The sequence below is a fragment of the Massilia haematophila genome, from assembly GCF_042647645.1.
Lineage (GTDB): Bacteria > Pseudomonadota > Gammaproteobacteria > Burkholderiales > Burkholderiaceae_D > Telluria > Telluria haematophila.
This window is the reverse complement of the sequence record NZ_JBHRVV010000001.1, coordinates 694,765-720,390: the sequence shown is the minus strand read 5'-3', so window position 1 is coordinate 720,390 and position 25,626 is coordinate 694,765. Positions and strand designations below refer to the sequence as shown.

Here is a 25,626-nt window from a genome sequence, read left to right as displayed (position 1 = left end):
TTGCCGCTCCTTCTGCAACCCTCTGACGATTCACGCGATTGCCATGTCCAATTTATCCGCCCATGTATTAAGCCAGTTCTGCGCAGGAATGGTATCGCTGCATCGCACTACGAAGATAGCGCTGATGATCGCGATCGACCTGCTCGCCCTGCCGCTGTGTTTTCTGATCGCCATGCTATTAAGGGGCGGCGACATGAAACTCGCGTCGAATTACGCGCCCGCCTCTTATATTGTGGTGGCGCTGGTGACAATTGCCGCATTTTCCATGTCCGACCTGTATCGCGCCGTCATCCGGTTTATCGACGGCCGGCTATTAAGTACGACCGGATTCGCACTCGGCATCGCGATCCTGTTTGCTTATGTGGTGTCGTTTGCGATCAATGACGGGATGTTTCCACGCAGTGCGCTGGCGATTTACTGGTTTGTCGCTTTCTCGTATGTCGTGGCTTCGCGTATCGGCATCCGCAATTTCCTGCGCAGCCACGGCGTCCGCCGTCCCACCTCCGATGCGGTCGCCATCTACGGCGCCGGCGAAGCCGGGGCCCAGCTGGCGCAAACCATGCGCAACAGCGACGAGTTCCGCCCCGTGTGCTTCTTCGACGACAAACGTGTCCTGATCGACCGCACCATCGCCGGCCTGCGCGTGTTCCCGACCGAGCGGCTGGCCGACCTGGTCGCCGCGCACGGCATCCGCACCGTCGTCGTCGCCGTTCCGGACATGCCCGCCGAGCGCCTGCGCGAGATCATGCAGCGCCTGGCCGGCGCCGGCGTGACCACCAAGATCCTGAGCCGGCTGGTCGACCTGGCGGACGACCGTGTCCGCCCGCGCGACTCGATCCGCGAGCTGAAATTCGAGGACCTGCTCGGGCGGCCGCCAGTGCCGCCGCGCCTCGACCTGTTTGCGCGCTGCGTACGCGGCAAGACCGTGCTCGTGACCGGTGCCGGCGGCTCCATCGGCAGCGAACTGTGCCGTCAGATCGTCACGCTGGGACCATCCCGGCTGCACCTGCTGGATCACTCCGAATACGCGCTCTACACGATTCGCCAGGAACTGGTCACGCGCTTTCCCGACCTGCGCATCGACGCCCATCTCGGTTCGGTCTGCAACGTCGAGCTGCTCGAGCGTGTCCTGGCCGGCGACCATGTCGATACCGTCTACCACGCTGCCGCCTACAAGCACGTGCCGCTGGTCGAGTCGAACATCGTCGAAGGCCTGCGCAACAACGTGCTTGGCGCCCAGGCCGTGGCAAGCGCCTGTGCCGCCCACCACGTCGAAACCTGCGTCCTCATCTCCAGCGACAAGGCGGTACGCCCGACCAACATCATGGGCGCGAGCAAGCGCATCGCCGAACTCATCTTCCAGGCCGCGGCGGCCAGGCCTGGGGCCAAGACGACGTTCTGCATGGTCCGCTTCGGCAACGTGCTCGGTTCCTCCGGTTCGGTGATCCCGCTGTTCCAGCGCCAGATCGCACGCGGGGGGCCGCTGACGATCACCCATCCTGAAGTGTCGCGCTATTTCATGCTCATTCCCGAAGCAGCGCAGCTGGTGATCCAGGCCGGCGCCATGGCCAAGGGCGGCGACGTCTTCGTGCTCGACATGGGCGAGCCGGTGCGCATCGTCGAGCTGGCGCGCACGCTGCTGGCCATGTCGGGCCTGACCGAAAAGACGCCGCAGAACCCGGACGGCGACATCGAAGTCAAGTTCGTCGGCTTGTTCCCTGGAGAAAAACTGCATGAAGAGCTGCTGACCGACGGCACCGTCTTCCCCAGCGAACATCCCCGCATCATGCGCATGAAAGAGAACGCCTTGCGCCCGAGCGTGCTGGAGACCTGCATCACCTGCCTGATGATGGCCTGCGAAACCCATGAGCGCGGCATGATCGAATCGATGGTCAAGGCCATCGTCAGCGAATACACGCCCCAGCTTCCCGACATCACGCCGGCGCAGGTGCCCGAGCCCGAGCCTGCCCGACTCAGCCTGATCAACAAATTCGTGCCGTTCCGCATCTAAGCGGCCGCCTGAAGCACTTACTCCACCTTATCCCTACTGTTGGCGAGGATACACATGCGCGACGAACACCAATCGGCCCACCTGCAGCAGCTCGTAGCCAAACTGCGCGACCGCACGGCGGTCATCGGCATCATCGGACTCGGCTACAGGGTGTTGAAGTGCCCTTTCAGGTCGACAGCCGGCTCGTCCGTCGCGCTCAGCGAGGGCCGCGGGTCGAAGGGCACGCTCAGGATCTGCGGGCTGTGCACGACGTGGGCCAGGGAATGGTTGTCGGCGGGCTTGGTCATGATCGTCTCGGTTCGTTACGGACGGTGGGGCGCGAAAGGCCGGTGGCGCAGGGGCGCATCACGGACGGGTGGTGACGCCGACCGCGTTCGTCAGCGCGCCGGGGAACAACAGGCTCAGGTGCCGGTTCCAGTTAGCCAGCGGCGACGCTGCAACATAGACCACATCCTTCGGGCGCAGCTCGAATGCCTCGGCCATGGCCAGCGAACCGGTCAGGCGGGCGTCGAGCTGGAACACGCGGGTGCGCTCGGGCGTCTTGCGCACCACGTAGATCTGGCGCGCGTCGCCGCTCAGGGGGCTGATGCCGCCGGTCTCGCCCAGGGCCTCGTTCAGCGTCAGGCGTCCGTTGTGCATCGTCAGCGCACGCGGCGTGACGACTTCGCCCGAGACGAATACCTTGCTTTCGTCGCGCGAGTGGACGCGCACCACATCGCCCGGCGCCAGCATCACGTTCCCGGGGTTGATGCCTTTCTGGACCAGCTCGCGCAGGTTGATGCTGTAGCGGGTGTCGCCGCGCTCGAGCGCGATGCGGCTCTGGTCGGCAGAGGGCAACAGGCCGCCGGCACGGTTGAGCGCTTCGACCAGGGTCATCGGGATGTCGTTGATCGCCTGCAGCCCGGGCGCCTTGACCTCGCCGTCGATATAGACCCGCTTGCTGCGATAGGCCTGCACGCGCAGGGTGATGTTCGGGTTGGCGATGTACTTGGCCAGCTTTTGCGTCAGCAGCGCGCGCGCCTGCTCCTCGGTCAGGCCCTCGACCGGCAGCAGGCCGGCGAACGGGAACTGGATGCGGCCCTGGTGGTCGACCGCGAACCCCGGCTGGGCGATATTGGCGGTGGCGCCGGCTGCGGCGACCGCGGCGTCGCTCGACGCGGCGGCGGCGGTCATGCCGCCGGCCGCCAGTTCCGGGTGATCCCAGACCACGATCGAGAGGATGTCGCCGCGGCCGATCGTATAGGGCGGCGGATGCGGCACCAGCAGCTGGGACAGGTCCTGCTCGCCGCGCATGGCGCTGGCCTCCTTCTCGGCTGCGATCAATTTCTCGGTAATCAATTCGGTGGGCGGCGGCGGCTCGGCCGCGGTCGTGCCGTCGCCGGAATGGAATTGCGGGCCGCCCGCACAGCCGGCTAGCGCGAGCATACTTACTACGACGAACAAGCGCAGGTGCAAAATTTCTTTCTGAAAATTCATGGGCTTGCCTATGAAAATGAACCGCCTTGTCAGGCTGACCAAGTCAGCGTAAGGCGTCCATTCCTGGCAGCTTTGCTGCACATCAAACGGCAGGCTCAGGTGCGCCCGCAAGCGCAGGACAAGCGCGCCATCCATTGCGCATGACGAAACGACGCGCTCAGCGCACCTCTTCGAGCAGCTTCAGCGTCTCGGTAAAGATCCAGATACGGCGGATCTCGATCACGTCGAAACGTGCGGCGACGTTTGGCGGGAAGGCGGCGTAGCGCGCGTTCAGGTGGATGATGCGCCGCACGGCGTCGTCGGTGTCGGCGCGCCCGCTGGAACGCAGGATCGTGACCTCGTCGACGCTGCCGTCGCTGCGCACGGCCACGCTGACGATCGGGTCCGTGCGCGCGGGAATGGCGGACAGACGCAGCTGGATCTGGGCCGCATTGTGTTCGATTTTCTGGCGAAAACTGTCGACGTACATGCGCAGGGGCACATCGCGCTCGTTCGACGCCACCGTGACGCGGCGCGGGTTGGCCGCCTGGTGGGCCGGACGCAAGGCCGCCGACGGGTCGGCCGGAATATCGATGCCCCGCATCAGTTCGCGCGCACGCAGCGCCAGGTCGCTGCCGAGCATGCCGCGCGGGACCGCGCCGTTGCCGCCGCCGGCGCCCTGCCCCGGCCCGGCGGCCAGGCCGGCTTCGCCGGAACGCCCCAATCCGCCCGGGGCGCCCCGGGGCGCGTGCCCGGCCCGGGCCCGTTCGGCCTCGCGCTGCGCAAGTTCCCCGGCGCGGCGGCGCTCTTCCTCCTCACGCTGGCGCGCCGCCTGCTCGGCCAGGCGCTGCGCCGCCGCTTCCGCTTCGCGCTGGCGCGCCACGGCAATGCGCTGCGCCTGTTCCTCGGCGGCGCGCTGCGCCTCGGCCAACGCGGCCGCTTCCAGCGCGCGCCGCTCCTCGTCGAGCCGCTGCCGGGCCAGGGCAAGCTCGCGCTGCCGCGCCTCCTCCTGTTCGCGCTCGATGGCCCGCTGCCGATCGGCCAAGGCCAGCGCGGCGGCCTCCTGCTCGCGCTGGCGGGCAAGCCCGCGTTCGCGCGCCTGCTCCTGCCGCCGCTCCTGCCGCTGCGCCTGCTCCTGTCGCCGCGCCTGTTCCAGTTGCGCCTCGGCCTGGCGCCGGGCCGCGGCGATCCGCTCGCTTTCCTCGGCCTGGCGCAGCATCGCCAGGCGCGCCTCCTCGTCTGCGCGCCGGCGCTGTTCTTCATCGCGGCGTTCGTCGGCGATGCGCTGCTGCTCGGCGATCCTGGTCCGTTCGTCCTCCAGCCGCTGCTCGCGGGCGCGCCGCTCTTCGTCGTCGCGCGCCGCGGCAACGCGCTTTTCCCGCTCCCGCTCCTCTTGCGCCAGGCGCTCCGCCTGCACGGCGGCGGCACGCGCGCGTTCCTGCGCGCGTTCCTGTTCCCGTTCCTGCTCCCGCGCCAGCGCTTCGGCGGTCTCCTGCGCGGCATCGGGCGGCCCCGGTGCGTCCGGCGCTTGGTCCAACGCGGCCAGCTCCGGCTCGTCCGCAGCTGCCGGCTCCGGCCCGGGCTTCAGTTCGGGCAGGGGCAGGCTGAAAGCGGCATCGGGATTGTCCAGCTGAGCGATGACCGGCGTCTCCAGCGTCTCCTCCAGGGGCGGCAGGCGGGGCGGCGGGCGGCGACGCCTGGCCAGCTGGCGCGCCGGGACACTGGCTGGCGCCGGCGGCGGCGCCAGCGGCACCGGGTCACGCAACTGGAAGCCGGATGTTGGGGCCCGCGGCGGGGCCTGCGGTGGCGATGACGGAGGCGGCGCCGGGTCAGCTGCGGCCTGCGGCACTTCCTCCACGAGCGGCGGCGGCAAGTCGGCAGCCGCCGGCGCGGGCGCCAGGGTGACGGTGATCGGCTCGGCGCTGCCGGCCAGCATGCCAGGCACGCCGAACTGGATCGACAAGATCACGGCATGCACGAGCAGCGACAGCAGCAGGCCGGCCAGCAGGCGCCGGTTGGCGACGTTGGCGACCTTGCTTGCGTGCGGCGAAGCGGAGGCGGCGTGGCTCATGCGCTGCTGACGGAATGGTTGAGCTCATAGCTTAACGTTTACTTAAGCACGCTTGCGCACGCTAGCAATCGGCCCATGCGTGGACAATACTGAAGGCAATACCGACGAAGGGAGGGGCCGATGCATCCAGGTTTCATTTTCGCGACGGGGATCGAGAACAGCAACCCGACCATCGACGGCGGCCGCACACGGATGGACGAGCTGGAAAAATGCGGTCACTACACCCACTGGTCGCTCGACTTCGACCTGGTGCAGGAACTGGGGCTGCGCGTGCTGCGCTACGGCCCGCCCCTGCACCGCACCCTTGTCGGACCCGAACGCTACGACTGGGAATTTTCCGATCTCGCCTTCACCGACCTGCGGCGCCGTAACATCGCGCCCATCGTCGACCTCTGCCACTTCGGCGTACCTGACTGGATCGGCAACTTCCAGAATCCCGATTTCCCCGAACTCTTCGCCAGCTACGCCGGCGCCTTCGCCCGGCGCTATCCCTGGGTGCAAATGTACACGCCGATCAACGAAATGTGGATCTGCGCCGTGTTCTCGACGCTCTACGGCTGGTGGAACGAACAGTTGCGCACCGACGTCGCCTTCGTCACCGCGATCAAGCATTTGGTAAAGGCCAACATCCTGGCAATGCACGAGATCCTCAAGATCCGTCCCGATGCGCTGTTCGTGCAGAGCGAATCAACCGAGTATTTCCATGCGGAGTCGCCGGACGCCATCGGTCCGGCCGAGATCAAGAATGCGCTGCGTTTCCTCGCGCTCGACCTGAACTATGGACGGCGCGTCGATTCGGAAATGTACGAATACCTGCTGGACAACGGGATGACGCGCGGGGAATACCACTTTTTTCTCCAGCACAACCTGAAGCACCATTGCATCATGGGGAACGACTATTACCAGACCAACGAACACTATGTGTCGGCCGACGGCCTGACGCGCGCCGCCGGCGAGATCTTCGGCTACGCGGTCATCACGCACCAGTACTACAACCGCTATCGGCTGCCCGTGATGCACACCGAAACGAACCTGTGCCAGGGCCCGACGGGCGACGAAGCCGTGTACTGGCTCAAGAAGGAATGGGCGAACGTGCTGCGGGTGCGTAACAATGGGGTGCCGCTGATCGGCTTTACCTGGTATTCGCTCACCGACCAGGTCGACTGGGACAGTGCGCTAAGGGAAAACAACGGCAACGTGAATGCGCTCGGGCTGTTCGACCTCGACCGCAAGATCCGGCCGGTGGGCGTCGCTTATCGCGAGCTCGTGCGTGCGTGGGAAACCGTGCTGCCGACCAAGAGCATCTGCCTGCAGGTGCCAGTGGTGATGCCGCACGAATTCGACAGCGAGCTCTCGACCATCCATCCCGAGTCGCCCGTGGGCGGCAGTCTGCTCGGCCAGTAGCGCGGCACCTCGCCAAAGAGCGCCTGACAAAGCCTCCAGGGCAAGGGGTGCGGCCACCCGAGGCATCGCCGCCGCGGCGGAAGACAGTACCGAATGTATGGCGAGACGATGCAACGCCGCCATCGAGGTTTTGTCAGGCGCTCTAGCGCTTGCGCGGCGTGAAGGTGTAGCTCTCGCCATGTGCAAGGTAGACCACACCCTCCTCCAGCCCGGCCGCCTTGACCTCGCGCGCGAAATCGGCAAGCGGCGACTTGAAGACGTCGTAGTCGTTGTAGTGAATCGGGATCGCCTTCTTCGGCCGGATGATCTGCAGCATCTCGACGCCGTCCTTGCCATCCATCGTCACCTTGAATACGCCCAGGATGCGGGTGCCGCCCAGGTGCAGCAGCGCCAGGTCAATGCCCGGGAAGCGCTGCGGAATGGCCCGGATGTCGTCGTAGACCAGGGTGTCGCCACTGATGTACATGCGGTAATCGGGCGTATCGGGATTGGCGCCGAAGTCGAGCACGCTGCCCGTCACCTTTGGCAGCAGGATCGATACGCCAGCCGCGCCGTGGCGTCCCGGCGCCGCGGTGATGCGCAGGCGCGCGTCGCCCTTGCTCACTTCCAGCCGGTCCCATTCGCTCAGCGCGAAACGCTGGGTGAAGCCCATCTTCTTGAGCGCCTCGCCTGCCTCCTTGTTGGTGACGATCGGGGTGTTGCGCGGCAGTTTTTCCTGCACCAGCTGGTCGAAGTGGTCGCCATGCATGTGCGACAGGATCACGAGGTCGATCGGCGGCAGCTGGTCGAACGCGATGGCGGGATTGGTCTGGCGCTGGGACGTCAGGCCATAGCCGAGGTGCACGTGGTCGCCCTTGTGCAGGAAATTCGGGTCGGTGAGGATGGTGAAGCCCTGGTAGCGGATGATGACGGTGGCCGTGCCGATGAACTGCACCGTGCCGCTCTCGGCGCTGGCCGCCGCCGGGTCGCCGGCCGGGAGCTTGAGCGTGAAGGTATCGACGGTGTCCGCCGGCGCCTGGGCGAAGGCGGCGGTGGCAAAGGTGCAGCTCAGCGCGACGGACAAGACCGCGCTTCCCAACAGGCGACTGACAGGCATAAAGGCTCCCTGGTGATCGGACCCGGCATCGGGCCCACAACGTGGCAACGCTACCATGAAGCCCTGCCGCACGGCGTCCGTTTGCAAACATACAAGACGCCGGGAATATTGCTGCCCGGCCCGAGGCTCGCCCGCCCGGCGATCCGGCGCTATACTTGACGAGTTTTGCCACTTCACCAACCCGAACGACACCGCTGCCCCGACATACATATGCCAATCACCCGCCGCCTTCTTTCCCGCGCCGTGCTGCACGCGGCACTGCTGATCGCCGCACCGCTCGCCGCCGCCGGCCCTGCCGCGCCCGCCGTCGAGGCCGCGCCGCTCCTCGACCGGATCTCCGCCACGGCCATGCGCGGCAACCTGGCCTTCCTGGCGTCGGACGCGCTGGAGGGACGCGGCACGCCGTCGCGCGGACTGGACATCGCCGCCGAATTCATCGCCTCGCAATTCCGCGCCGCGGGCCTGGAACCGCTGGGCGACGAGCCCTACTTCCAGACCGCCGACTGGAACAAGATCAATCCGCGCCGCGACAAGAACGCGGCGCCGGCCGCGCCCGCGAAAGTGCGCAACGTGGTCGGCATCCTGCGCGGTTCCGACCCGGCGCTGAAGGACAGCTACATCCTGGTGACGGCGCACTACGACCACGTCGGCCTGAAGCCCGGCGAAGGCGACGGCATCTTCAACGGCGCCAACGACGACGGCAGCGGCACGGTGTCGGTGATCGAACTGGCCAAGGCCTTCGGCGCGCAGAAGGAACGTCCGAAGCGCAGCATCGTCTTCATGACGGTGTTCGGCGAAGAACACGGCCTGGTCGGCTCGCGCTACTACGGCGCCAATCCGCTGGTGCCGATCGAGAAAACCGTGGCCGGCATCAACCTGGAACAGGTCGGCCGCACCGACGACAGCGAAGGCCCGCAGAAACTGGCTTTTGCCGTGACCGGCTACGATTTCTCGGACGTGGGCGCGATCCTGAAGCAGGCCGGCGACCAGACCGGCATCAAGGTCTGGAAGCATCCGGTCAACAGCGACAAGTATTTCGCGCACAGCGACAACCAGGCGCTGGCCGACCAGGGCATTCCGGCGCACACCGTCAGCGTGGCCTACGCCTTCCCCGACTACCACGGCGCCGGCGATCACTGGGACAAGATCGACTACGAAAACATGGCGGCGGTGAGCCGCGCCGTGGCGCTGGCGATCTGGAACATCGCCAACAGTGCGGAAGCGCCGAAGTGGAGCCGGGCGAACGCGAAGGCGGCGAAGTATCTCGGCGTGCAGGAACAGCGCAGTCTCAAGTAAAGCGTGATGGCGCCGAAGCGTGTCCAGGCACGCCGCCGGCGATCACGGGCCGGGTTCCCACGACGGCGCGATCCGGGCGGATCTCTCACTCATCGGGCAGAAGCATTTGGAAACAGCTATCGTCATATCCACGCTTGCGCTCCTCGTGGCAGCGGCAAGCTTCGCTGTTGCGCTACTCAACTATCTGCGCGATCGAAGCAAGTTGCAGGCGAGCAGCACCATCATGTGGGAGAACCAAGCAGGGCCTTCCCCTACTCCCGCGATGTTCATCCGGATCACGAACCTGGGACGCCGTCCTGTCATGATCCTGAACCTGGTCAAGCATGCCGGAAAAGAAAAGTGGTGGCGCACCCTGCAGACGCCCCAACTCGACGGCGAGCTGACGCAGGAGCGGCTGCAGGAACTCCAGAGCAAGCTGTTGGCCCATCGCGTCGTCGTCAAGCTGGCGGAAGGACAGACCCTCGAGTTGGTGTTTCGGCCTACCGACGAGGACTGCGCCGAATTCATCTTTACGCATGGCGCGGAAGCGCTGCAGGCGGAGGAACTGTACGTCGAAGACGTGAGCGGGAAGACTTACGCCGTCGCAGGTTCGCAAAAAGGATTGGCTACGCTGCTGAGGGCATGGGGAAGCATGGGCTGACGTATCGCGGCGGGCAAGGACGCGTCGCGAAACGCGACGATTGGCCTGCCCAGCTGGGTTCGAACCAGCGACCCTCAGCTTAGAAGTCAGGTGCTCGCTACCTTAAAATTTCTTTTTTCTCAACAGCTTAGGGTTGGCCCGCTGCGTTATTGGTTTGGCTGACCAGCCGTTGTAAGCCCTTGTTTTCATTCAATCGCACTTTGTTGAATAACGCAGGATTCAGGGATTACGCTTCCGGCGGCAGCCGGGGAAATTCGTGCACGCACGGCTCGTCTTTGAGCTTTTCGCGCAGCGTGTCGAGGATCGCGCCCTGCGGTCCAGGCAGTGTAGAGAGCATGCGCTGCAGTTGGTCAGCGTACAGTGCCAGGGCGCGCAGCCGCTTCACCTCCCACAGTAAAGCACGCACGTCGGCGGACCCAGGATTGCGCTCCTGAATTTCGACCAGTGTTTCTCTCGTCAATGGCGGCTTGAGTCCCATACTTCACCAGTACTGTGCATTTATACAGTATAGCAGCGCACGGTATGCTTCCTGCATGTTCGCGCACGGCAACACGTGACACCTACGTTTGGCAGTCGTAATCTTTCTCCATCATGAGGATGCGAGGGGTGCCCACATGGATACGATGCTCGACCTGTACCAGGTTATCGCGGAGCGGGAGACTGGGTTTTGGATTACGTTGCCAAAGCCTACTGGTCAGACTGTATCCCGAGAGGAATGGCTGCGTCTCAACCAGGCCGACCCTGATCATTGCCAGATCATCGCCTTCGCCCCGGATGCGGAGCTCCCACTCCAGTCCATGGCGGATGATGTGGTTGTCGAACAGGCCCTTGCGGTGACCTGGTCGGATGAGACGCTTCATTAGCGCTCGACACCGTGCCGCGCCCGCTCTTTCTCACTGCCAGCGCTTACGCGCGCTACAGGTCGTCGCTGGCACTGGACCGATTTATCTTCGCCGAGGATGACGAAACACGCCGTCTTGCAATAAGATGGGCGCGCGCATGGGCTGCATACGCGCGTATTTCTGTTTCGCGTTTCATTATCCACTACAAGGGCGAATGAAATGGCCGAACACTTTTCACACTCAACTCCCTCGCTTGACGCCAAGGACTACGCGCGCCGCCGAATGTCGCGCGCGCAGGAAAGGTGGTACTCCGTCGAGACGAAAGCGGAACGACACAAGGCCGGCCGATGGGCAGTTGCCTGGGGCGTACTGGCGGAACTTTATCCACACATAGCTAGACCTCCTCGCTTTAGAAAGCTGTCCACTGCGCGATAGCTATCGGGTGCATCCAGCGATGACTACCTCAAGCTTCAACGCGTAGCCCTCCCAGGCAGCACTGTCGATCAGCGCAGCCTGCGCGGCCGCCTTGTTGCCCGGGTAGGCACCAGCGCCGAAGGTCTGGACCGGGCGCGCCGGCACCTCGCCGACACAGCCGACCGTGACCGGTACCGGGATTTTCTGCGGCTCGGCCGCGCAGCCCGCCAACAGCAGGAACAGGATCAGCGCCCTCACCGCCAGCCCTCCCAGGCCTCGCGCATCACGCCGTCGCAGTCCGGCGCCTGGCTGGCGGCGACGGCGGCGCCTCGATCCTTTGTCCGCGCGATGGCGGAGGCGGCGAACTTCTCAGCCACCTGGCGGCGCTCGTCGGCGGCGCGCTTCTCGGCGCCCAGCTTGTCGACCGCGACGCTTTGCTCGACCAGCAGCTTCTCGACGGCGACGCGCTTGTCCTTCTCGCTGGCCAGCGCGCGCTGGTTCGCGGTATCAAGCCGCCAGCCGTTGATGACGGCGCCGGCCGTCGCGGCCCCGGCGAGGGCCAGGGAAAGCACGGCGGCGCCAGCGGTCAGCCGGAACTTTGTCAGGGTGACGTCGATCATGACAATCCTTTCAGACACAGTTCGCGCTCGGCCTGGCGCCGGCGCGTCAGCCCGCGCACTTCCTCGATCACCTTGCGCATCACAACCCTGCCGTACAGATCCTTGACCGGCTTGCCATCCTCCCCTAGGACTGGTCGCATGACGGTGATCTTGTTCCACGCGAGCAGCGCATTGCAGGCGCCGACGATGTCGCCAGCATTGGCACGGCGCGCCATGCTCGAGCCGCAGAAGGCCGACACGCCGATGTTGTAGGCCACGTCGACGAAGGCCACCTTCTGGCCGTTCGTCAAGCGATCCATGGGCACGCAACGAGCAATGCCGGCGGCGTGCCGTTCCAGGTCGCGGTCGAGCTGGGCGCGACACTGGTCCGGCGTGTACGTCTTGCCCCACATCGCATTCTCGGTGGCGCCGGTGCAATAGGTCAGCACGCCGCCCAGGTCGCGGTAGGTGGTCAGCTCGGTGCCTTCGAAGTCCGGCGTGAAGACCAGCAGCGCGGTGGCCGCCGCTGCGCCGACGATGCTCGCCAGGCCACCCGGCCCGATACGACCGCTCACAGCTTCACCCCGAGGGCAGCGAGCCGCGCTTTTGCTTCGCGCTCAGCCAGGTCGGCCAGGTGCGCCTGCTGGTCAGCCAGGCGCTGCTCGCGCGCGTTCTTCTGTTGCGTGTACCAGACGTTCAGCAGCAGGGTCAGCAACGCGGTCAGGATGCCGGCGATCACGCCCCATTGCGTGAGGGTGACGGCGCTGCCGATGGAGACGATGCCGCCGGCGTAGCTGGTCGCATCAAGTGGAGTTACTTTCATGTGTGCCTTTTTGTTGGGCGTAAAAAAAGCCGCATCGCGCGGCCTGGATGGCGTGCACGCCGATCAGGCGCGCATCAGTTGGGATTTCGGGTAGTCGGCCATGTGCAGGTCGATGGGGCGGACGCGCTTCATCACGGCCGGGTCGAAGATGCGCAGGCCGCCGGCCAGCAGAATTGCGAAGGTCAGATCCGAGCACCACCACTTGCTGTCGTCGGTCCAATCCTCCGAGTAGGTCAGCGGAATACCGACGGCGCCGGCGAAGTCGTAGCCCTTCCCCATCTGGGCCTCGGCGAAGGCCAGCGCAGCGTCGATATCGGGCACCACCACCGGCATGTCCCGATAGATGACGATGCCCCTCATCAGCTGGTCGACCGCACCGGCGCGGCAACCGTGCGTCATCGACGCTTCGTAAGCGCGCTCGCCAATGACCGTGATCGAGTGGCTGAACTGGCGCGAGCCGGCGGCGACGCCGACCGCCAGGCTGATCGGGTTATACGGCCAGCGACTGGTGAGCCGGACCGTGACAATACCGGGGCGTTTCGGTTGTTCCATCAGATCTCCTCGATTTCAAGGGTGGTTGCGTAGGCGCCCAGGAATTGGTACGCGATGTCAGAATCTTTCGTGCGCCGGCCATAGATCGTGAAGTCCCGCTCGAGCGCCAGGTCGGCGTCCTCAGGAAATACCGACAGCAGGACCGGGTATGCTCGGCTGTTGCGCACCATGTCGAGGAAGCGGGCGCGGTCCGCCTCCGGCATTGCGCGCAGGTCGACAGGAACCTTGCGGCTGATCGTTCCCGGGTCGGCCAACTGGTCGCCGGCGGCGCTGCGCGAGATCTCCGTGCGGTCAATCACCGAAACCGACGTCGCCGAGGCGTTGTACTTTGGGGACCAGGTCGCCCCCACTACCAGACACGCCGCCTCGACGTAGCCCTGCAGGTTGTTCGTATCGACGATGTCGATCACCAACTTGAAGGCGTTGACCTGGCTGAACCAGCGCCGGGCACAGGCCCCGCCTCCGTACGCGTACGCGCTCGCAGCCTGAGCCGCGGTGAACCCCAGGGGGCGCAGCGCCGGCGCCGGGCAGGCCAACCCAGCGCCGCTGTCGTACAGGACCGTCGTGCCATTGCTAGCGTAGGCGCGCACGCGCATCGTCGCCGTCGGCGACAGGTTGCAGAACGGGAGCGCGACGCAGCCGATCGGTTCAGCGGCCACCCAGGTCAGCGTGTAGGTGACGCTCGTGCCGGTGGCGCGGTGCACATTGGACTTCGTATCCCTGGCCAGGTTGGCGGCGGCGAGCCCGCCAGCGGTGGTGGAGGCGACAAGCGTCGCCGCGCGGCTGACGGCGTTGTCGCTGACGATTCTCAGGTTTGGCATGTTATTCCGTGGTGGTGGTGTTCATCTGCAGGGCGAGGGATTCCATGTGGGCCTGCACGCCGGCCACGATGGCGCCGATGGCCGCGACCTCGGTCTCGTGGCGCACGTCCTCTTTGGCGGCAAGCCGGGCGTCGCGGATGTCGAACAGCAGCCCGTACCAGCGGTCGGCTGTAGCCAAGATGTCGTCGGCCGCATCCCGGTCCGTCCATCCTTGGCGGTGCTTGGCACGCGTCCAGCCGGTGACTCCCCGCCCGGCCTCGCCGGTATATCCGGCAGCGCGGTACTCGCGCGCGTGCTGCTCGGCGAGCTTGTACTCCTCGGTCTGGGTCATCTTGCTGATGACGGCCAGGCGCAGGTCCTCGCAGGCAGAGTCGATTGTCTCGATTGCAGCCTCGCGCTCATCGTCAAGCACCGCTGTGTCGCGCCACTCGATTGCCCCATCCTCGAGCAGGTAGGCCATTTCGGTGTGGCGGCGACCGGCACGTGAGAAATCGCCGTCGAACTGCACGAGCGAGGCTCCGTGAAGCGGGCACTCTGGAGGCGCCGGCAGCGGCCCCGCGTCATCGAAATGCTGCGCGCCCAGCACGAGCGAATCCTCGCTCCGAACAATCAGGTATCGAATCTGCTCCATTAGTTTGGCACCCCTGTTCCGAATTGAATGTAAATGCGACAACTGGCAACCGCGCGCGCGCCGGATGCGTCGGTTACCTCGTCCACTAGGTAGCCGGAGCAGACCCTATTACTTCCGCGAGCCCTGATGAGCGCGGTGTCGGCTGTCGGGTCACTCCCGAGTATCATGTCGCCTTCCTCCACCGTCAGCGAATACCTGTGACGATAGGGTCCGACGCCATTCGATAGCGTGGGTGACTTGGAGTAGCTGGCGTAGGTGCTGGTGTTGACTTGACTATTCAGCGTCATGTTGGTCATGTTTGCGCTGAACGAGGTTTGCAATTTCGGGTTGATGATGATGGTGTTATCCAGCGTCAGCTGACCGCTCTCCATGCGGAAACCCGGCATGTAGCAACGGCCGTCCGCATACAGGATGACGTACTTGCCGGCAGCGTAATCTCCCAGCGCGAGCACGGTCGAGTCGAAGTAAAACCCCGCACCGCCTCCCGCTAGCCATTGCGCCCATGAGTTGAACACGCCGCCATGGATTGCACCGTCTGCGGCCATGTGCAGCGAGCCGAGCGTGCCACTTGCCGCAACCAGATTCCCGCCGAACAGAGCAGTTCCGTCAGCAGCTACGGAAAACGTGGTGTATCCAGCCTTGCGACCAATGATGCCGGTCGTGTTGATGCGCACGCCGTCGTTGAGGGTGCCCACGACAATGGCGCCCGCCGAGGTCAGTGAGACCGGACCGGACAGGTTCTGATTGCCAGCGGCAGACAGCTTCGAGGCCAGTCCGCTACTGGCGTTGTTCACCGCGTTGTAGGCAGAGTCACCGTTGAGCGCGCGGGATGCCACAAGACCGGCCTCAGTGCCGCCAACGGTTGTGCCCGACGGCGCACCCTTTGTGGCGTCAAGGGCGCCGGTGTAGCCAAGGCCGGTGATCGTGACCTGGCCGCCGCCAGCGCCGCCGAGCGTGCCGTCCGCGCCAATGCTGATAGCGGTGTTGTCCAGGCTATTGTCGAACAGGGCGAAGCGGAAGTTGTCGAAAACCACATCGCCGAAGAAATGCCCGCCGTACGCCGAGTTGCTGAACGACCCGAACAGGTAGAACTCGACTTGCAGGATTTGCTTGCCTGCGGCCGGGCGCGCCGTGAAGTTGATGCGCTGCCACCCGCCAGTGGTCTGCGAAGCCGGGAAATGACGATCGGTATATTCACCGTTGGCGGTGCCCCACCACAGACGCACCATGAGGCCCGGCTTGCCGGTCGTATTGGTCGGGTCGATACGGGCGACGTACACATCGTAGGTGCCAGCAATGAACGTCCCGAGCGGCAGCGGCGTTGGCAACGCGACCCTTCGATTCATGCCAATTTGCGTGCCGCCCGGCGTGTTAAAACGGATGGCCCATTGCCCGAGGCGCCTGATAGCTGTCTCGCGCACCGGGCTGCTGCCGCTCCAGCCCGTCGGGCGCGCCTGTCCGCTCGGCCAATCCGCAAACGTCGGGTTGAAGCCCATTGCCACGGAGTCGTCATTGTTAAGGATGCTCTCGTAGGGGATACCCTGAACATCGACCCACTGCTGCTCGCTGTTCTTAGTGCCTGGCGCCTCGTAACCTTTGCGCAGGCCACCCATGTCCAGTAGTACGGTGCCATCAGGGGCGCGCACAATCAGGCCGTTGGTATCGACCTTCGACGCGCGAATACCCTTCTCGACGAACAACTCATCGCTCAAGTACGCGCCCGGCACGTTCCACGCCGCACCATCCCAGCGCTTCGTGTAGGTGACCGTGCCATTGCTGATGTTGACCTGGTCGTTGATAACCGGGCCACCCGGGCATGCGGCCTGCGCAACAACATCTGACCAGGCTGAGCCGACGACGTAGTACTGGCCAGCGCCGCGGGCGCCTGTGACGCTGGCACCCGCTTTGCTCTTGGTGACAGTGAAGCGCTTCGTAATCGCGGCGTAGCCGGTGCGGCTGGCGGTGATGTCGACGTAAGCCGAATCGACGCCGTTGTTCATGCCGGTCACGGTCACCGTGCCGCTCGTGGTCGTGGTGTACTGCAGGCTCGCGGTCGACGAGGCCGGCGCGTAAGCGAAGCCCCAGTTTGCCGTGTCGTCGGCCGTGCCGTTGTAGACCTTCATCGAGCACACGGCGCCGCTGAAGCTGGAAACTACGCCCGCGCTCGACGCCGGCAGCGTGACGATTTCGTTGCTGAGCATGCCGGTGATCGCAGCCGCGCCGTCGGCGCCTTCGCGCAGCTTGACGATCGTGACCGTGTCGGTCAGGCCATCCTGGGTTACTCGGACGGTCACGCTGTCGGACGTCATCGAAGCATAGGTGAAGCTGCGAGCGCTGCCGGCACCGGTCAAAGTAGCCGTGCCGGATGTGATGGCGAACGTCGGCGTGCCCGCCAAGTTCTGCGCGGTCGACGTGAGCGTGACACTTGCCGGGCTGGCCGTGCCGTTCTTGGCGACCTGCACCACTTGGGAGGACGCTACAAGCGTGAGGTTCCGAGCATCCACACCCGGGGTGCCGCCAGCGCCAGACTTGGCCTTCGCCACGCTGAACCGCTTCGTGATGCTGGCATAGCCGGTACGCGAGGCGGTGATGTCGACGAACGCCGAGTCAACGCCCGCGGCCAGACCGGTGACGGTCAGCGTGCCGCCACTGGTGGTGTACTGCAGGCCGCCTGCCACGGATGCTGGGGAGTAGGCGTACGTCCAATTTGCGCTGTCATCGGCCGCGCCGCGGTACACCTTCATGGTGCACACGGCACCGGCGACACTAGTAACCACGCCCGCATCAGTCGCTGGCAGATTGACGCTCTCGTTATTAAGCAGCCCGACAACGCCGTCGGCGCCGGGCTGGCCGTCCTGCCCTTCCCTGACCTTATAGATCGTGACCCGATCCTTCTGGCCGTCGAGCGTGACCTCGACCGTCACCTGGTCAGTCGCCATGTTCGCGAACGTCAGCACCTTCTGAGCCGAGCTCGAGCCGGCGGTCAACGTGGCGGTCCCAACAGGGATCGTGAAGCTGGGCGTGCCGGCCGTGTTCTGGCCCGTGGCCGTCAACGTGATGCTCACCGGCGAGTTCGCGCCTGCCTTGCTGATCTTGAACACCTGCTCCGAAGGAGTCAGCTTGACCGTCTTCGCACTGCTGCCAGGTGCACCATCCTGAATGGTGGCCAGAACGACGCTCTTGGCGAAGCGCTCGCCGCTGCTCATAATGCTGGCGGAGACGATTGCCGTGCTGCCCTGCATGTTCGCGTAGGTGACGGTCGCCTCGCGATCGGTCACGTTCGACAGAGTGGCTCCTTGCACGGACCAGGATACGGCGCCCTCCAGGCCGACCAGCGTAGCCGACACCGTGATCGACGCAACATCAGCGGCACCAGCGGCGTTCACGTGGAAACCCGATGCACTCTGGGTGAGCATGATGTCGGCGTTCTTCGGATTGACAATCCGCGTGGCGGCCGCCTGCAGGATGGCGTCACGGTCGTTCAGCACTGCGCTCATACGAGAAACCCTACCTTGACACGCCCGGTGTTCCAGTCGGGCGCAAGTGAAATAACGATGCCGGAAACGCCGGCCGCCATGCCGAAGCGTGGACTGTAGACAGTCACCGCCTGACCCAGCTCGAGCTGCAGCAGCTCAGGCACGCCTTCGAATTCGTAGGTGGTGCGCGGGATCTTCCACAGGTCGAGGCGGCGCTGCGCCTCCGCGTCGGCATCGGCCCGGGTCAGCAGCATCGTGTCGACCTGGACCGGCTCGGCGTTCAGGCGGTAGGTCGCCAGCGTCGCCGCGTCGGTCTTCGTGGTGGTCAACCACTCCTCGGTGAAGAGCGGCTTGTGCACCTCGGGCAGGTTGGCCAGCGTGCCGCCGTCCTGCACGGTCCAGCTCTTGGCGAATCCCAGCTTCACGGCGCCGACGACGTCGGTGCGGCCGGTGGGCTGCAGGGTGCCGTCGACCATGTGCTCTGGCCTGATCGCGAACGGGGCGCCGGCGCCAGGCAGGGCGAGCTGAATCAGCCGCAGCTTGCCCATGCGCGACATCACCAGCTGAGCGCCAATGCTGCCGAGCAGCATCTGGCAACCGGTCAGCACGTTCAGACGCTCGGTCGCGTATAACCCCATCGGCTGAGGCTGCGCAGCGTCGAACGCAGCGATGTTGTCCAGGTCGAGATCCGCATCGGTGAAGCGATCGGCCACCTTGCCGTAGGCAGTGACCATGCGCTTGACCATCATGGCCGCGGTGTCACAGTAGCCCGCGCCGTTGTCACCCTTCACGGACAGCGTGACGGCGCCGGCGGGCATGGATTCGAGCGTCACCGTGCCGGCCAAAGGGTTGGACGTCATGCCGACCGGTGCAGCGTTGTCCCTGGCCTCGTTGCCGATCACACCCTCCGCCGAGGCGCAGTGGTAGCGATAAGTCAGCGTGACCGGGTCGACCGGGAGCGGCGTGATATTCGACACCTGGCCGATGGCGAACGGGACCAGCGCGTCCTTCTGCTCGGTCTCGCCGCCCAGCTTCGCCTCGGTGATCGCCGTATTTAGACGCTGCAGCTTGTCGCGCAGCTTCAGGAGCAGCTTGCTCCTGCCGCTCGGCGCGATGTCGGCCACGATGCCGTTGAAGATCATCCGGAACTCGGAGCGCGGCCAGCGGATGTCGCCGATATACGCCCGGATCTCACGGTTCTTCCACACGTATCCGGCGCCGGCCCAGGCATCGCGCACGCCGGCTGTGTTGTCGATCTCGAGCTCGCCGGCCGACAGTGCGCCATCGCCTTCCAGGGACAGCCGTTCGGTGAACAGCGTGCCCACGATGGCGATGGCCTGATAGGTGGTATTCGCCGGCGTGTCCACCGGCGACGTGGTGAACGGCCTGGTCGCCATGTAGACCATGGTTTCCGTGCCGCCCACCTGCGCCATCACCTCGATGAGGACGCAACGATAGGCGGACTGGCTTTTCAGCCAGTCCGTAAACTGAGCATCAGTCATTCAGGAAGAACCCTATATTCAGTAGATGCGGTCGACCTAACGGCGCCGACAATTGCGCTCGAGGACTCGTTTGACGCGCGGTTCTGCGCAGCGATGAGAGCGGCTGTGTGCTGAGCTTGCTCTGCGCGCAGCTTGGCAACTTCACTGCCCATTGCCTTGGTCGCATTCACCACTGCGTCCATGGTGGACTGACGGGTCGGCGTTGCGATAACCGGCCCCGGAGAAACCGGCGCGTAGCCAGTCAGCGGGCCCGTGTTCTTGCCTGCGGCCGTGTTGTACTGCAGCAGCGCATCGCGAACCGACAGCACCGATTTGTTGACCTCGATGATCCCGGAGACCTGCAACTTCAGCACATCAAGCTGCGCCTTGTAGACGTTGATCTCCCTCTCCGCCCATTTGGCCGCCTCTTCGGTCGCCGCCTGCGCATACTCGAAGTCCCGCGTGTAGTTCGCACTGCTGGCGAACACCGCTCGGGACGCAGTCAGGAACGCGTTGAATGCGCCCTGGTACTGCGACTGAGCAGCCTCATCACCGCCGCGCGCCGCCGCCAGCACAGCCTCGTACTGAGCCTTGGCTTCCGCATACTTCTGCGAAGGAGAAAGTGGCGACAGACCGCCGAGCAGCGCGTTGTCCCGCAGACTCTTCAAGCTCGATGCGAACGACGACATTTTGTTGATGGTCGCATCGATCGCGTCACGCTCTGTGTTGTAGGCCTCGGTCAGCGCATCCTTGGCATCGGCCAGCGACAAGGTGGTGTCCTCGATTGCCGGATACACCTTGGCAAACGCTTCCTGCAACGCCATCAGCTGAACGTACTGCTCACGCTGGGCTTCGCTGGTCAGGTCCAGGCCGAGCACGTACTGTTTGAACGACTCGCGCGAGCGCAGGTCTGACTTGCCCAGCGCCGCCAGCTGCTCGGTGACGAACTTCTGCACCGGCGCCAAGCGCTCTGCCTCGGTGAGGTAATTCTCGGCAAAGGAAGATGCTTGACTTGCTAGCTCGTCGATACCGCCAGCCATGGATAACAGCTCTTCGCGTGCAGCGATGCTAGCAATCCCGGTCGTCCCGAACGACTTGCCGATGCTGGCCAAGACCGCGTCCAGGCCCGCGTAGTTCGAAGCCACGCGCGCCAAGGCTTCAAGCGCCCCCTCTCCAACCTGCTGGAACTGGGTGATTCCGGCCACGCCGAAGCTGGCAAGATCGTCGCCGATCTTCGAAAACACGGCCGACAGTTCCTTCTGGATCTCCTCCCCGGTTTTGCCTTTCAAGCTGATCTTGCCGATGTCGACAACGAAGCTGTTCAGGCGCGCCGAAAATTCGTCACCATTGATCTGTAGGAGCTTGCCGGCCTCGAACACGGTATCGTAGAGCGAGGTCAGAATCGTGCTGATCTGACGATTACCTTCCGCACCGATGCCTTCCAGCTTCGTCGAGCGCTTGTCACTGTGGAACCACCCGCCATCCTTCTTGATATCGGCGTACTGCAATGCGTTGACGCCGCCGGCCAGGATGCTACCCAGGTTCGCGCGGCCCATCGTGAATCCGGAATCTTCGACGCTCTGTTTGCCCCCGAAAATGCTCGTCCCCACCTTGTCGAAAGCTTTTCCAAGAGCGGGAATCTTCGCCAAGACAGAGCCGACGATCACACCCCCAAGACCCCAGGACGCAACACTTTTGCCAAACCCGTTGCTAGTATTGAGGGTCCCCACATCTGGATTCGCAATGTCCGTCGTGCGAACAAGCAGCGAGGAGAAGCTGCTGATTCCCGCCTCAATGTTGCGCAACGATTTCAACATGCCGGCGCTGATCCCCAACTCCTTCGAGGCCAGTGATTCCATAATGTCGAGCGACTTGGCAATCGATTCGGATTTCTCCTCCGAGCCCAGCACCGAGCCGGTACCCTGCTTCTTCTGGCGCGATTCGGACAAACTCACGCCGCCGCTACCGATGCCGCCGATGGCAACGCCGAGGCCCGCGACGATCGCGGCCATAGCAGCCATCCGCCCAAAGGCGGTGTACGGGTCGCCACTGCCCTGATTCAGCACTGCCGAGATACCCTTCGGCACCAGCTCAGCCAGCGTCATAGCGAGCTCGGCCGCATGGAACACTTGCGAGGCAGCCTGCAGGGCCTTGTAGCCCTTGCTTTGCTCGCCAAAGAAGCCGGCGGCCGCACTCGTCATGGCGCCGTAGCCGGCCAGGCGGTTTTTCGCGCCCTCCTGATTGAGCTTATCGACATACTCCAGGTGCTTGACCTCGTCGATCTTCCCATTCCGGAGCAGCAGGTCGGCATTGCCGCGTTCTTCCGCGATTTTTGCCTGACGCTTGCCGAACGCATCCAGCGCACTGGTCATCTTCGTGATCGAGTCGCCAGCGGTGCCGAACGCTTCGCGCAGGGCCTCTCCGAACGTTTGAGCCCTGGCAGGGTCGAGGAATTCATTCAGGCTGTCCTGGGCCTTCTTGTTGTCCTCAGCTATTCCAGCGTTAACTGCCCCCTGTTGCCTGAGCGCGGCGAGCTTGCGCAGTTCTTCGGCCTGCTGTCGGTAGAGCGCAGCGGTCACGCTGCCAGGCTCCAGCGCCTCCATCTGTGCAGCCGTTTCCTCTTTCAGCGCCGCAGTCGCCAGCATGCGCTCGGCCTGGAGAGCCGCTACCGCCTCCCTGCTCAAGCCGATTTCTTCATTGGCTAGTTGCTGCGCCTTGACCTGGTCTTCCAGCCCGGTCAGCTCAGCGGCGGCCGCCTTGACGCCCTGCATGTAGAGGTCCATGCTCGCTTGCGAACGGTTTCGCTGGGCGGCGGCCAGATCGTTCTCCAGCTGCTGCTGGCGGCTGATTCGCTGCTCGTCGATCTTTGCAATTTGCCCAGCAAGATCACGCTGGGCAGCGTCGCTGTTGATCTTTTGCTTTGTCAGCGCCAGCTGCTCTTGAAGCCCCTGCTTTTGACGATCAAAACCAGCCAAGTCGACGTTTGCGATTTGACGCAGAGATTCGTCTTCCGTAATCAGTCCAGCATCCCGTTTCGCCTGGATCTGTGCGAGTTCGCGCCGGGAGAGCTCGTCCTGCAGCTCGCCGCGCTTGCGCAGCGACGTGATACTGGCGTCGATTCCGGCCACGTAGACGTCGTTGTATTCGCGACGGATGGCCAATAGCTGCTTGTCAATATCCACTTGGGGAATGCCAAGCTCGGCACCGCGGGTTTGGGCAGCGGCCAGCGCTTTGTCTCGCAGCTCCGCACGCGTGAGGAGGATTTTCTGCTTGTCCGCCCACTCCCTTTCCACTGCCTCACGCTGCACCTTCAAACCTGCGTCTTCGCCGGCCTTTCTGTCGGCGGCAGCTTTGTCGTTGATGGATTTGACTGCCCGCTCGTTTGCCGCCACCTGAGCTTCAACCGCCAGCACGTCCCGATCCGTCTTCGGGTTGTACTTATCATCGCGCGCCTTGCCGATCCGTTTCAGACGCTCGATCCGCTCCTCAAGCGCCTTGCGCTGCACGGCCAGCGCAGCAAGCTGCTGCTGAGGCCCCTCCTGCCGACCACCAGCAAAGTCGACCACTGCATCCCATGCGCTACCCGCCGCTGTCTTGATGTTGATCCAGCCACGCTCCCAGGCCGAGAGAACTTCCAGCACCTTTTCTTTCTGGTTGGCGACGCCGTCGGCGTAGGCGCTCTGCGCAATGCGGGCGGCATCGATCATTCGCCCCTGTTCCTGCGCTGCCTTCACGGCAAGATAGGTCTCGGTCGTGACGAAGCCATACTGGTCGCCCATTGCGCGGAGTGCGGTAAGCGGATCCTTCCCGAGTGCAGCAAATTCCTTGGCCGTGTCCTCGACGCTCTTGCTCAGCACCCGCTGCGCGTCGACGGCCACAGTGCCGAACTTCTCCAGATTAGCGCCAGCGATGGCGCCGGTGCTGGCCAGGGTCGTCAGTGCTTTGGCGGACGTCCCTTGCGAACCGTTGATCTCCTCCATGCTGGCCGCCATGTCAGCCATCTGGCCGGCGGTGGTGCCGGCGAAGTTGCCGGTCATGATGAGGGCGCGAGAATACCGCACCGCTTCCTCGTGGCCAGCCTTGTAGGCATAGGCCAGTGTGCCGAGGACAGCAACGGTGACGGTGTAGGGGTTAATCAGACCGAGGACTGCGCCACCCAGTGCACGCGCCGCCGCGCCCACGCCGCCAAACATGTCGCGCAACTGACCGCCCTGCTGCAGAAGGACCGTCAGCGGCGCCTGGCCGCCCTGCAGACTGACAATAATGTCGGTCATCTGCGCTGGCACACCGCGCAGCGCCGCGTTCATCGCCGCCGCGGACATCCCTCCATTCCGGAATGCCTGGTCCTGGGCGCGCAACTGGTCGAGCATCGGCTTCGCCTGGGTGGTTACGCCCAACTGCGCGGCCTGCATCTCCAGCAGTTCCGTCCGCGTCTTGCCGATAGCGGCGACCTGCTGCTCCAAGCCCTTGAGGAATGAGGTCCGCGATGCCTGGGCCTGGGCCAGCTCACGCTGCGCTTGTGCCTCCATCCGGGTCGCATAGGTCTGCTGCTCTTGCGCCAGGCGCAGGTCTCGCAGTTGAGCGATCAGCGGCTCGGTGGATGAGGTCAGCCCGAGTTGGGCAGCGCGATAGCGCAACACTTCCTCGGTAGACAGGCCGAAGACGGCGATCTGCTCACGCAGGCCAGCGATGAAACTGTCCTTCCCCGCCTGGACCCGCAATGCCTCGCGCTGCGCCTGGTCGGCGGCGCGCGCTGCAGCCGCAACCTGCTCTTGCGCCGTCCGCATCGCGTGCAACTGTGCGATCAGCGGCTCGGCCACGGCCGTCAGGCCAAGTTGGGCGGCATGGTGCCGCTGCACTTCCTCGGTCGAGCGACCATACAGGGCGATCTGCTCACGCAGCCCCTCCAAGAACGTGTCGCGACGCGACTGCGCCTGTGCGGCGTCCTGCTGCGCCTGTGCGGCGGCGCGCGCGCTGGCGGCAACCTGGTCCTGGGTTTGCTGCAGGGTGCGAAGCTGAGCGATCAGTGGATCGGCAGCATTGGCGGCCCCTGCCTGCGCGGCGCGGTAGCGCAGCACTTCCTCAGTCGATTTACCGAACAGAGCGATTTGCTCACGCAGACCAGCCAGGAAGTTGTCGCGCGCACTCTGCGCCTGGGCGCTGTCACGCTGCGCCTGTGCGGTCTGGCGCGCGGCAGCGGCGGCCTGTTCGTGGGCCTCGCGGAGCGAGCGCAGTTGGGCGATCAGTGGCGCAGCCTCGTTTGCTGCGCCAGCCTGGGCCGCACGGTATTCCAGGATGCCTTCCGTCGACTTACCGAACAGGACGATCTGTTCGCGCAAGCCGTCGAGGAACGTGGCTTTGCTCGCCTCGGCCTGGGCCGCTTCGCGTTGGGCCGCGGCCTGCGCACGCGCAGCAGCCTCGGATTGCTCGTGCGCTGCCTTCATGTTCTGCAGCTGCAGGATCAGCATTGAAGATTCCTGCGCGGCGCCGGCTTGTGCCGCGCGGTAGCGCTGAACCTCCTCAGCCGACTTACCGAACAAAGCAATCTGCTCGCGCAGACCCGCCAAGAACGATTCTTTCGCCCCCTGAGCCTGGGAAAGTTCACGCGCGGCCGCTGCCTGGGCCTGCGTTGCTTTAGTAGCTTCCGTTTGGGCCGCCTCGACGGCGCGCAACTGGTTCAGATACGGGGTGAGCGATGTCGGGTCAACCCCGCGGTTGCGGGCCAACAACTCGTAATAGCTTGCAGTGCTGCGGCCGCCGGCCTCCATAGCCACTGTCGTGCGCTGGATCGAGGCTATGATGTTGCGCTGCGAATGTTCTACCGAGCGCGCCGCCGCAGCGGAGCGCTCCCCGGTTTGCGTAATTGCCTGGCCGGCGCGGTTTGCCGCGTTGATGGCCGGGCGCAAGCCTGCTTCCACGCCCGAAGCGTCTGCCACCACTCGAATTGTTGCGTTGTTGACGATATCGGTCATGGCATGCCCAAATAGAAAAGCCGCCCGTAGGCGGCTTAGTGG

Annotated in this window: 20 protein-coding genes; 5 read left to right on the top strand and 15 right to left on the bottom strand. The window is 64.7% G+C overall.

The window, feature by feature from the left end; translation table 11 throughout:
* Positions 1-124: 124 nt before the first annotated feature.
* Positions 125-2,011: a polysaccharide biosynthesis protein gene (locus ACFOPH_RS03320; protein ID WP_379733521.1), complete on the top strand. Its 1,887-nt coding sequence runs from the start codon at positions 125-127 to the stop codon at positions 2,009-2,011.
* A gap of 143 nt (positions 2,012-2,154) precedes the next feature.
* Here ACFOPH_RS03320 and ACFOPH_RS03315 read toward each other — a convergent pair whose 3' ends face one another.
* The 3 genes from ACFOPH_RS03315 to ACFOPH_RS03305 all read right to left on the bottom strand — a co-directional run bounded on the left by ACFOPH_RS03315 (position 2,155) and on the right by ACFOPH_RS03305 (position 5,537).
* The gene (locus ACFOPH_RS03315; RefSeq protein ID WP_379733519.1) at positions 2,155-2,298 is read right to left on the bottom strand and encodes a hypothetical protein; all 144 of its coding nucleotides are present in this window, start codon (positions 2,296-2,298) and stop codon (positions 2,155-2,157) included.
* A gap of 58 nt (positions 2,299-2,356) precedes the next feature.
* Positions 2,357-3,436 carry a polysaccharide biosynthesis/export family protein gene (locus ACFOPH_RS03310; RefSeq protein ID WP_379733517.1) on the bottom strand — a complete coding sequence of 360 codons (1,080 nt, stop codon included), beginning with the start codon at positions 3,434-3,436 and terminating at the stop codon, positions 2,357-2,359.
* Positions 3,437-3,644: 208 nt separating this feature from the next.
* Positions 3,645-5,537, bottom strand: coding sequence for a TonB C-terminal domain-containing protein (locus tag ACFOPH_RS03305; RefSeq protein ID WP_379733515.1), 1,893 nt, complete (start codon positions 5,535-5,537; stop codon positions 3,645-3,647).
* Between the two features lie 120 nt (positions 5,538-5,657).
* On the opposite strand from ACFOPH_RS03305, the gene ACFOPH_RS03300 reads away from it, so the two are divergent.
* Positions 5,658-6,941 carry a family 1 glycosylhydrolase gene (locus ACFOPH_RS03300; RefSeq protein ID WP_312552430.1) on the top strand — a complete coding sequence of 428 codons (1,284 nt, stop codon included), beginning with the start codon at positions 5,658-5,660 and terminating at the stop codon, positions 6,939-6,941.
* A gap of 142 nt (positions 6,942-7,083) precedes the next feature.
* On the opposite strand, the gene ACFOPH_RS03295 is transcribed toward ACFOPH_RS03300, so the two are convergent.
* A complete protein-coding gene (locus ACFOPH_RS03295; RefSeq protein WP_379733513.1) occupies positions 7,084-8,037 on the bottom strand; it encodes an MBL fold metallo-hydrolase in 954 nt (317 codons plus the stop codon).
* A gap of 210 nt (positions 8,038-8,247) precedes the next feature.
* Here ACFOPH_RS03295 and ACFOPH_RS03290 point away from each other — a divergent pair, with 210 nt between their 5' ends.
* Both ACFOPH_RS03290 and ACFOPH_RS03285 read left to right on the top strand, forming a co-directional pair.
* Positions 8,248-9,333 carry a M28 family peptidase gene (locus tag ACFOPH_RS03290; protein WP_379733511.1) on the top strand — a complete coding sequence of 362 codons (1,086 nt, stop codon included), beginning with the start codon at positions 8,248-8,250 and terminating at the stop codon, positions 9,331-9,333.
* Between the two features lie 19 nt (positions 9,334-9,352).
* Positions 9,353-9,973, top strand: a complete 621-nt coding sequence (locus tag ACFOPH_RS03285) for a hypothetical protein (RefSeq protein WP_379733509.1) — start codon at positions 9,353-9,355, stop codon at positions 9,971-9,973.
* Positions 9,974-10,199: 226 nt separating this feature from the next.
* On the opposite strand, the gene ACFOPH_RS03280 is transcribed toward ACFOPH_RS03285, so the two are convergent.
* Positions 10,200-10,451, bottom strand: a complete 252-nt coding sequence (locus ACFOPH_RS03280; protein WP_312552423.1) for a hypothetical protein — start codon at positions 10,449-10,451, stop codon at positions 10,200-10,202.
* A 136-nt stretch (positions 10,452-10,587) separates the two neighbouring features.
* On the opposite strand from ACFOPH_RS03280, the gene ACFOPH_RS03275 reads away from it, so the two are divergent.
* Positions 10,588-10,836 (top strand): hypothetical protein, encoded by a 249-nt coding sequence (locus tag ACFOPH_RS03275; RefSeq protein WP_312552422.1) that lies wholly within the window; start codon positions 10,588-10,590, stop codon positions 10,834-10,836.
* Positions 10,837-11,250: 414 nt separating this feature from the next.
* On the opposite strand, the gene ACFOPH_RS03270 is transcribed toward ACFOPH_RS03275, so the two are convergent.
* The 10 genes from ACFOPH_RS03270 to ACFOPH_RS03225 form a co-directional block, all read right to left on the bottom strand.
* Positions 11,251-11,487: a hypothetical protein gene (locus ACFOPH_RS03270; RefSeq protein ID WP_312552420.1), complete on the bottom strand. Its 237-nt coding sequence runs from the start codon at positions 11,485-11,487 to the stop codon at positions 11,251-11,253.
* On the bottom strand, positions 11,484-11,867 hold the full coding sequence (locus ACFOPH_RS03265) for a hypothetical protein (RefSeq protein WP_379733506.1): 384 nt from the start codon (positions 11,865-11,867) through the stop codon (positions 11,484-11,486). Before ACFOPH_RS03265 ends, ACFOPH_RS03270 begins: the two co-directional genes overlap by 4 nt.
* Entirely contained in the window at positions 11,846-12,403 is a 558-nt protein-coding gene (locus ACFOPH_RS03260; protein WP_312552417.1) for a lysozyme, read from the bottom strand. Before ACFOPH_RS03260 ends, ACFOPH_RS03265 begins: the two co-directional genes overlap by 22 nt.
* A complete protein-coding gene (locus ACFOPH_RS03255; RefSeq protein WP_312552415.1) occupies positions 12,400-12,651 on the bottom strand; it encodes an HP1 family phage holin in 252 nt (83 codons plus the stop codon). Before ACFOPH_RS03255 ends, ACFOPH_RS03260 begins: the two co-directional genes overlap by 4 nt.
* 63 nt (positions 12,652-12,714) lie before the next feature.
* A complete protein-coding gene (locus ACFOPH_RS03250; protein ID WP_312552413.1) occupies positions 12,715-13,203 on the bottom strand; it encodes a hypothetical protein in 489 nt (162 codons plus the stop codon).
* Positions 13,203-14,024: a hypothetical protein gene (locus tag ACFOPH_RS03245; RefSeq protein ID WP_312552412.1), complete on the bottom strand. Its 822-nt coding sequence runs from the start codon at positions 14,022-14,024 to the stop codon at positions 13,203-13,205. The genes ACFOPH_RS03250 and ACFOPH_RS03245 overlap by 1 nt, the downstream gene beginning before the upstream one ends.
* A gap of 1 nt (position 14,025) precedes the next feature.
* Positions 14,026-14,655 carry a hypothetical protein gene (locus tag ACFOPH_RS03240; protein ID WP_379733503.1) on the bottom strand — a complete coding sequence of 210 codons (630 nt, stop codon included), beginning with the start codon at positions 14,653-14,655 and terminating at the stop codon, positions 14,026-14,028.
* The gene (locus ACFOPH_RS03235; protein WP_379733501.1) at positions 14,655-18,152 is read right to left on the bottom strand and encodes a hypothetical protein; all 3,498 of its coding nucleotides are present in this window, start codon (positions 18,150-18,152) and stop codon (positions 14,655-14,657) included. Before ACFOPH_RS03235 ends, ACFOPH_RS03240 begins: the two co-directional genes overlap by 1 nt.
* Positions 18,149-19,633 (bottom strand): hypothetical protein, encoded by a 1,485-nt coding sequence (locus ACFOPH_RS03230; protein ID WP_379733499.1) that lies wholly within the window; start codon positions 19,631-19,633, stop codon positions 18,149-18,151. The genes ACFOPH_RS03235 and ACFOPH_RS03230 overlap by 4 nt, the downstream gene beginning before the upstream one ends.
* Entirely contained in the window at positions 19,630-25,584 is a 5,955-nt protein-coding gene (locus ACFOPH_RS03225; protein ID WP_312547545.1) for a phage tail length tape measure family protein, read from the bottom strand. The genes ACFOPH_RS03230 and ACFOPH_RS03225 overlap by 4 nt, the downstream gene beginning before the upstream one ends.
* Between the last annotated feature and the right edge of the window lie 42 nt (positions 25,585-25,626).

Excerpts from the sequence above, each read along its gene's own strand:
- ACFOPH_RS03320 (WP_379733521.1), top strand. The coding sequence starts at position 125 with ATGATCGCGATCGACCTGCTCGCCCTGCCGCTGTGTTTTCTGATCGCC.
- ACFOPH_RS03315 (WP_379733519.1), bottom strand. The coding sequence starts at position 2,298 with ATGACCAAGCCCGCCGACAACCATTCCCTGGCCCACGTCGTGCACAGC.
- ACFOPH_RS03310 (WP_379733517.1), bottom strand. The coding sequence starts at position 3,436 with ATGCTCGCGCTAGCCGGCTGTGCGGGCGGCCCGCAATTCCATTCCGGC.
- ACFOPH_RS03305 (WP_379733515.1), bottom strand. The coding sequence starts at position 5,537 with ATGAGCCACGCCGCCTCCGCTTCGCCGCACGCAAGCAAGGTCGCCAAC.
- ACFOPH_RS03300 (WP_312552430.1), top strand. The coding sequence starts at position 5,658 with ATGCATCCAGGTTTCATTTTCGCGACGGGGATCGAGAACAGCAACCCG.
- ACFOPH_RS03295 (WP_379733513.1), bottom strand. The coding sequence starts at position 8,037 with ATGCCTGTCAGTCGCCTGTTGGGAAGCGCGGTCTTGTCCGTCGCGCTG.
- ACFOPH_RS03290 (WP_379733511.1), top strand. The coding sequence starts at position 8,248 with ATGCCAATCACCCGCCGCCTTCTTTCCCGCGCCGTGCTGCACGCGGCA.
- ACFOPH_RS03280 (WP_312552423.1), bottom strand. The coding sequence starts at position 10,451 with ATGGGACTCAAGCCGCCATTGACGAGAGAAACACTGGTCGAAATTCAG.
- ACFOPH_RS03275 (WP_312552422.1), top strand. The coding sequence starts at position 10,588 with ATGGATACGATGCTCGACCTGTACCAGGTTATCGCGGAGCGGGAGACT.
- ACFOPH_RS03255 (WP_312552415.1), bottom strand. The coding sequence starts at position 12,651 with ATGAAAGTAACTCCACTTGATGCGACCAGCTACGCCGGCGGCATCGTC.
- ACFOPH_RS03250 (WP_312552413.1), bottom strand. The coding sequence starts at position 13,203 with ATGGAACAACCGAAACGCCCCGGTATTGTCACGGTCCGGCTCACCAGT.
- ACFOPH_RS03245 (WP_312552412.1), bottom strand. The coding sequence starts at position 14,024 with ATGCCAAACCTGAGAATCGTCAGCGACAACGCCGTCAGCCGCGCGGCG.
- ACFOPH_RS03240 (WP_379733503.1), bottom strand. The coding sequence starts at position 14,655 with ATGGAGCAGATTCGATACCTGATTGTTCGGAGCGAGGATTCGCTCGTG.
- ACFOPH_RS03235 (WP_379733501.1), bottom strand. The coding sequence starts at position 18,152 with ATGAGCGCAGTGCTGAACGACCGTGACGCCATCCTGCAGGCGGCCGCC.
- ACFOPH_RS03230 (WP_379733499.1), bottom strand. The coding sequence starts at position 19,633 with ATGACTGATGCTCAGTTTACGGACTGGCTGAAAAGCCAGTCCGCCTAT.
- ACFOPH_RS03225 (WP_312547545.1), bottom strand. The coding sequence starts at position 25,584 with ATGACCGATATCGTCAACAACGCAACAATTCGAGTGGTGGCAGACGCT.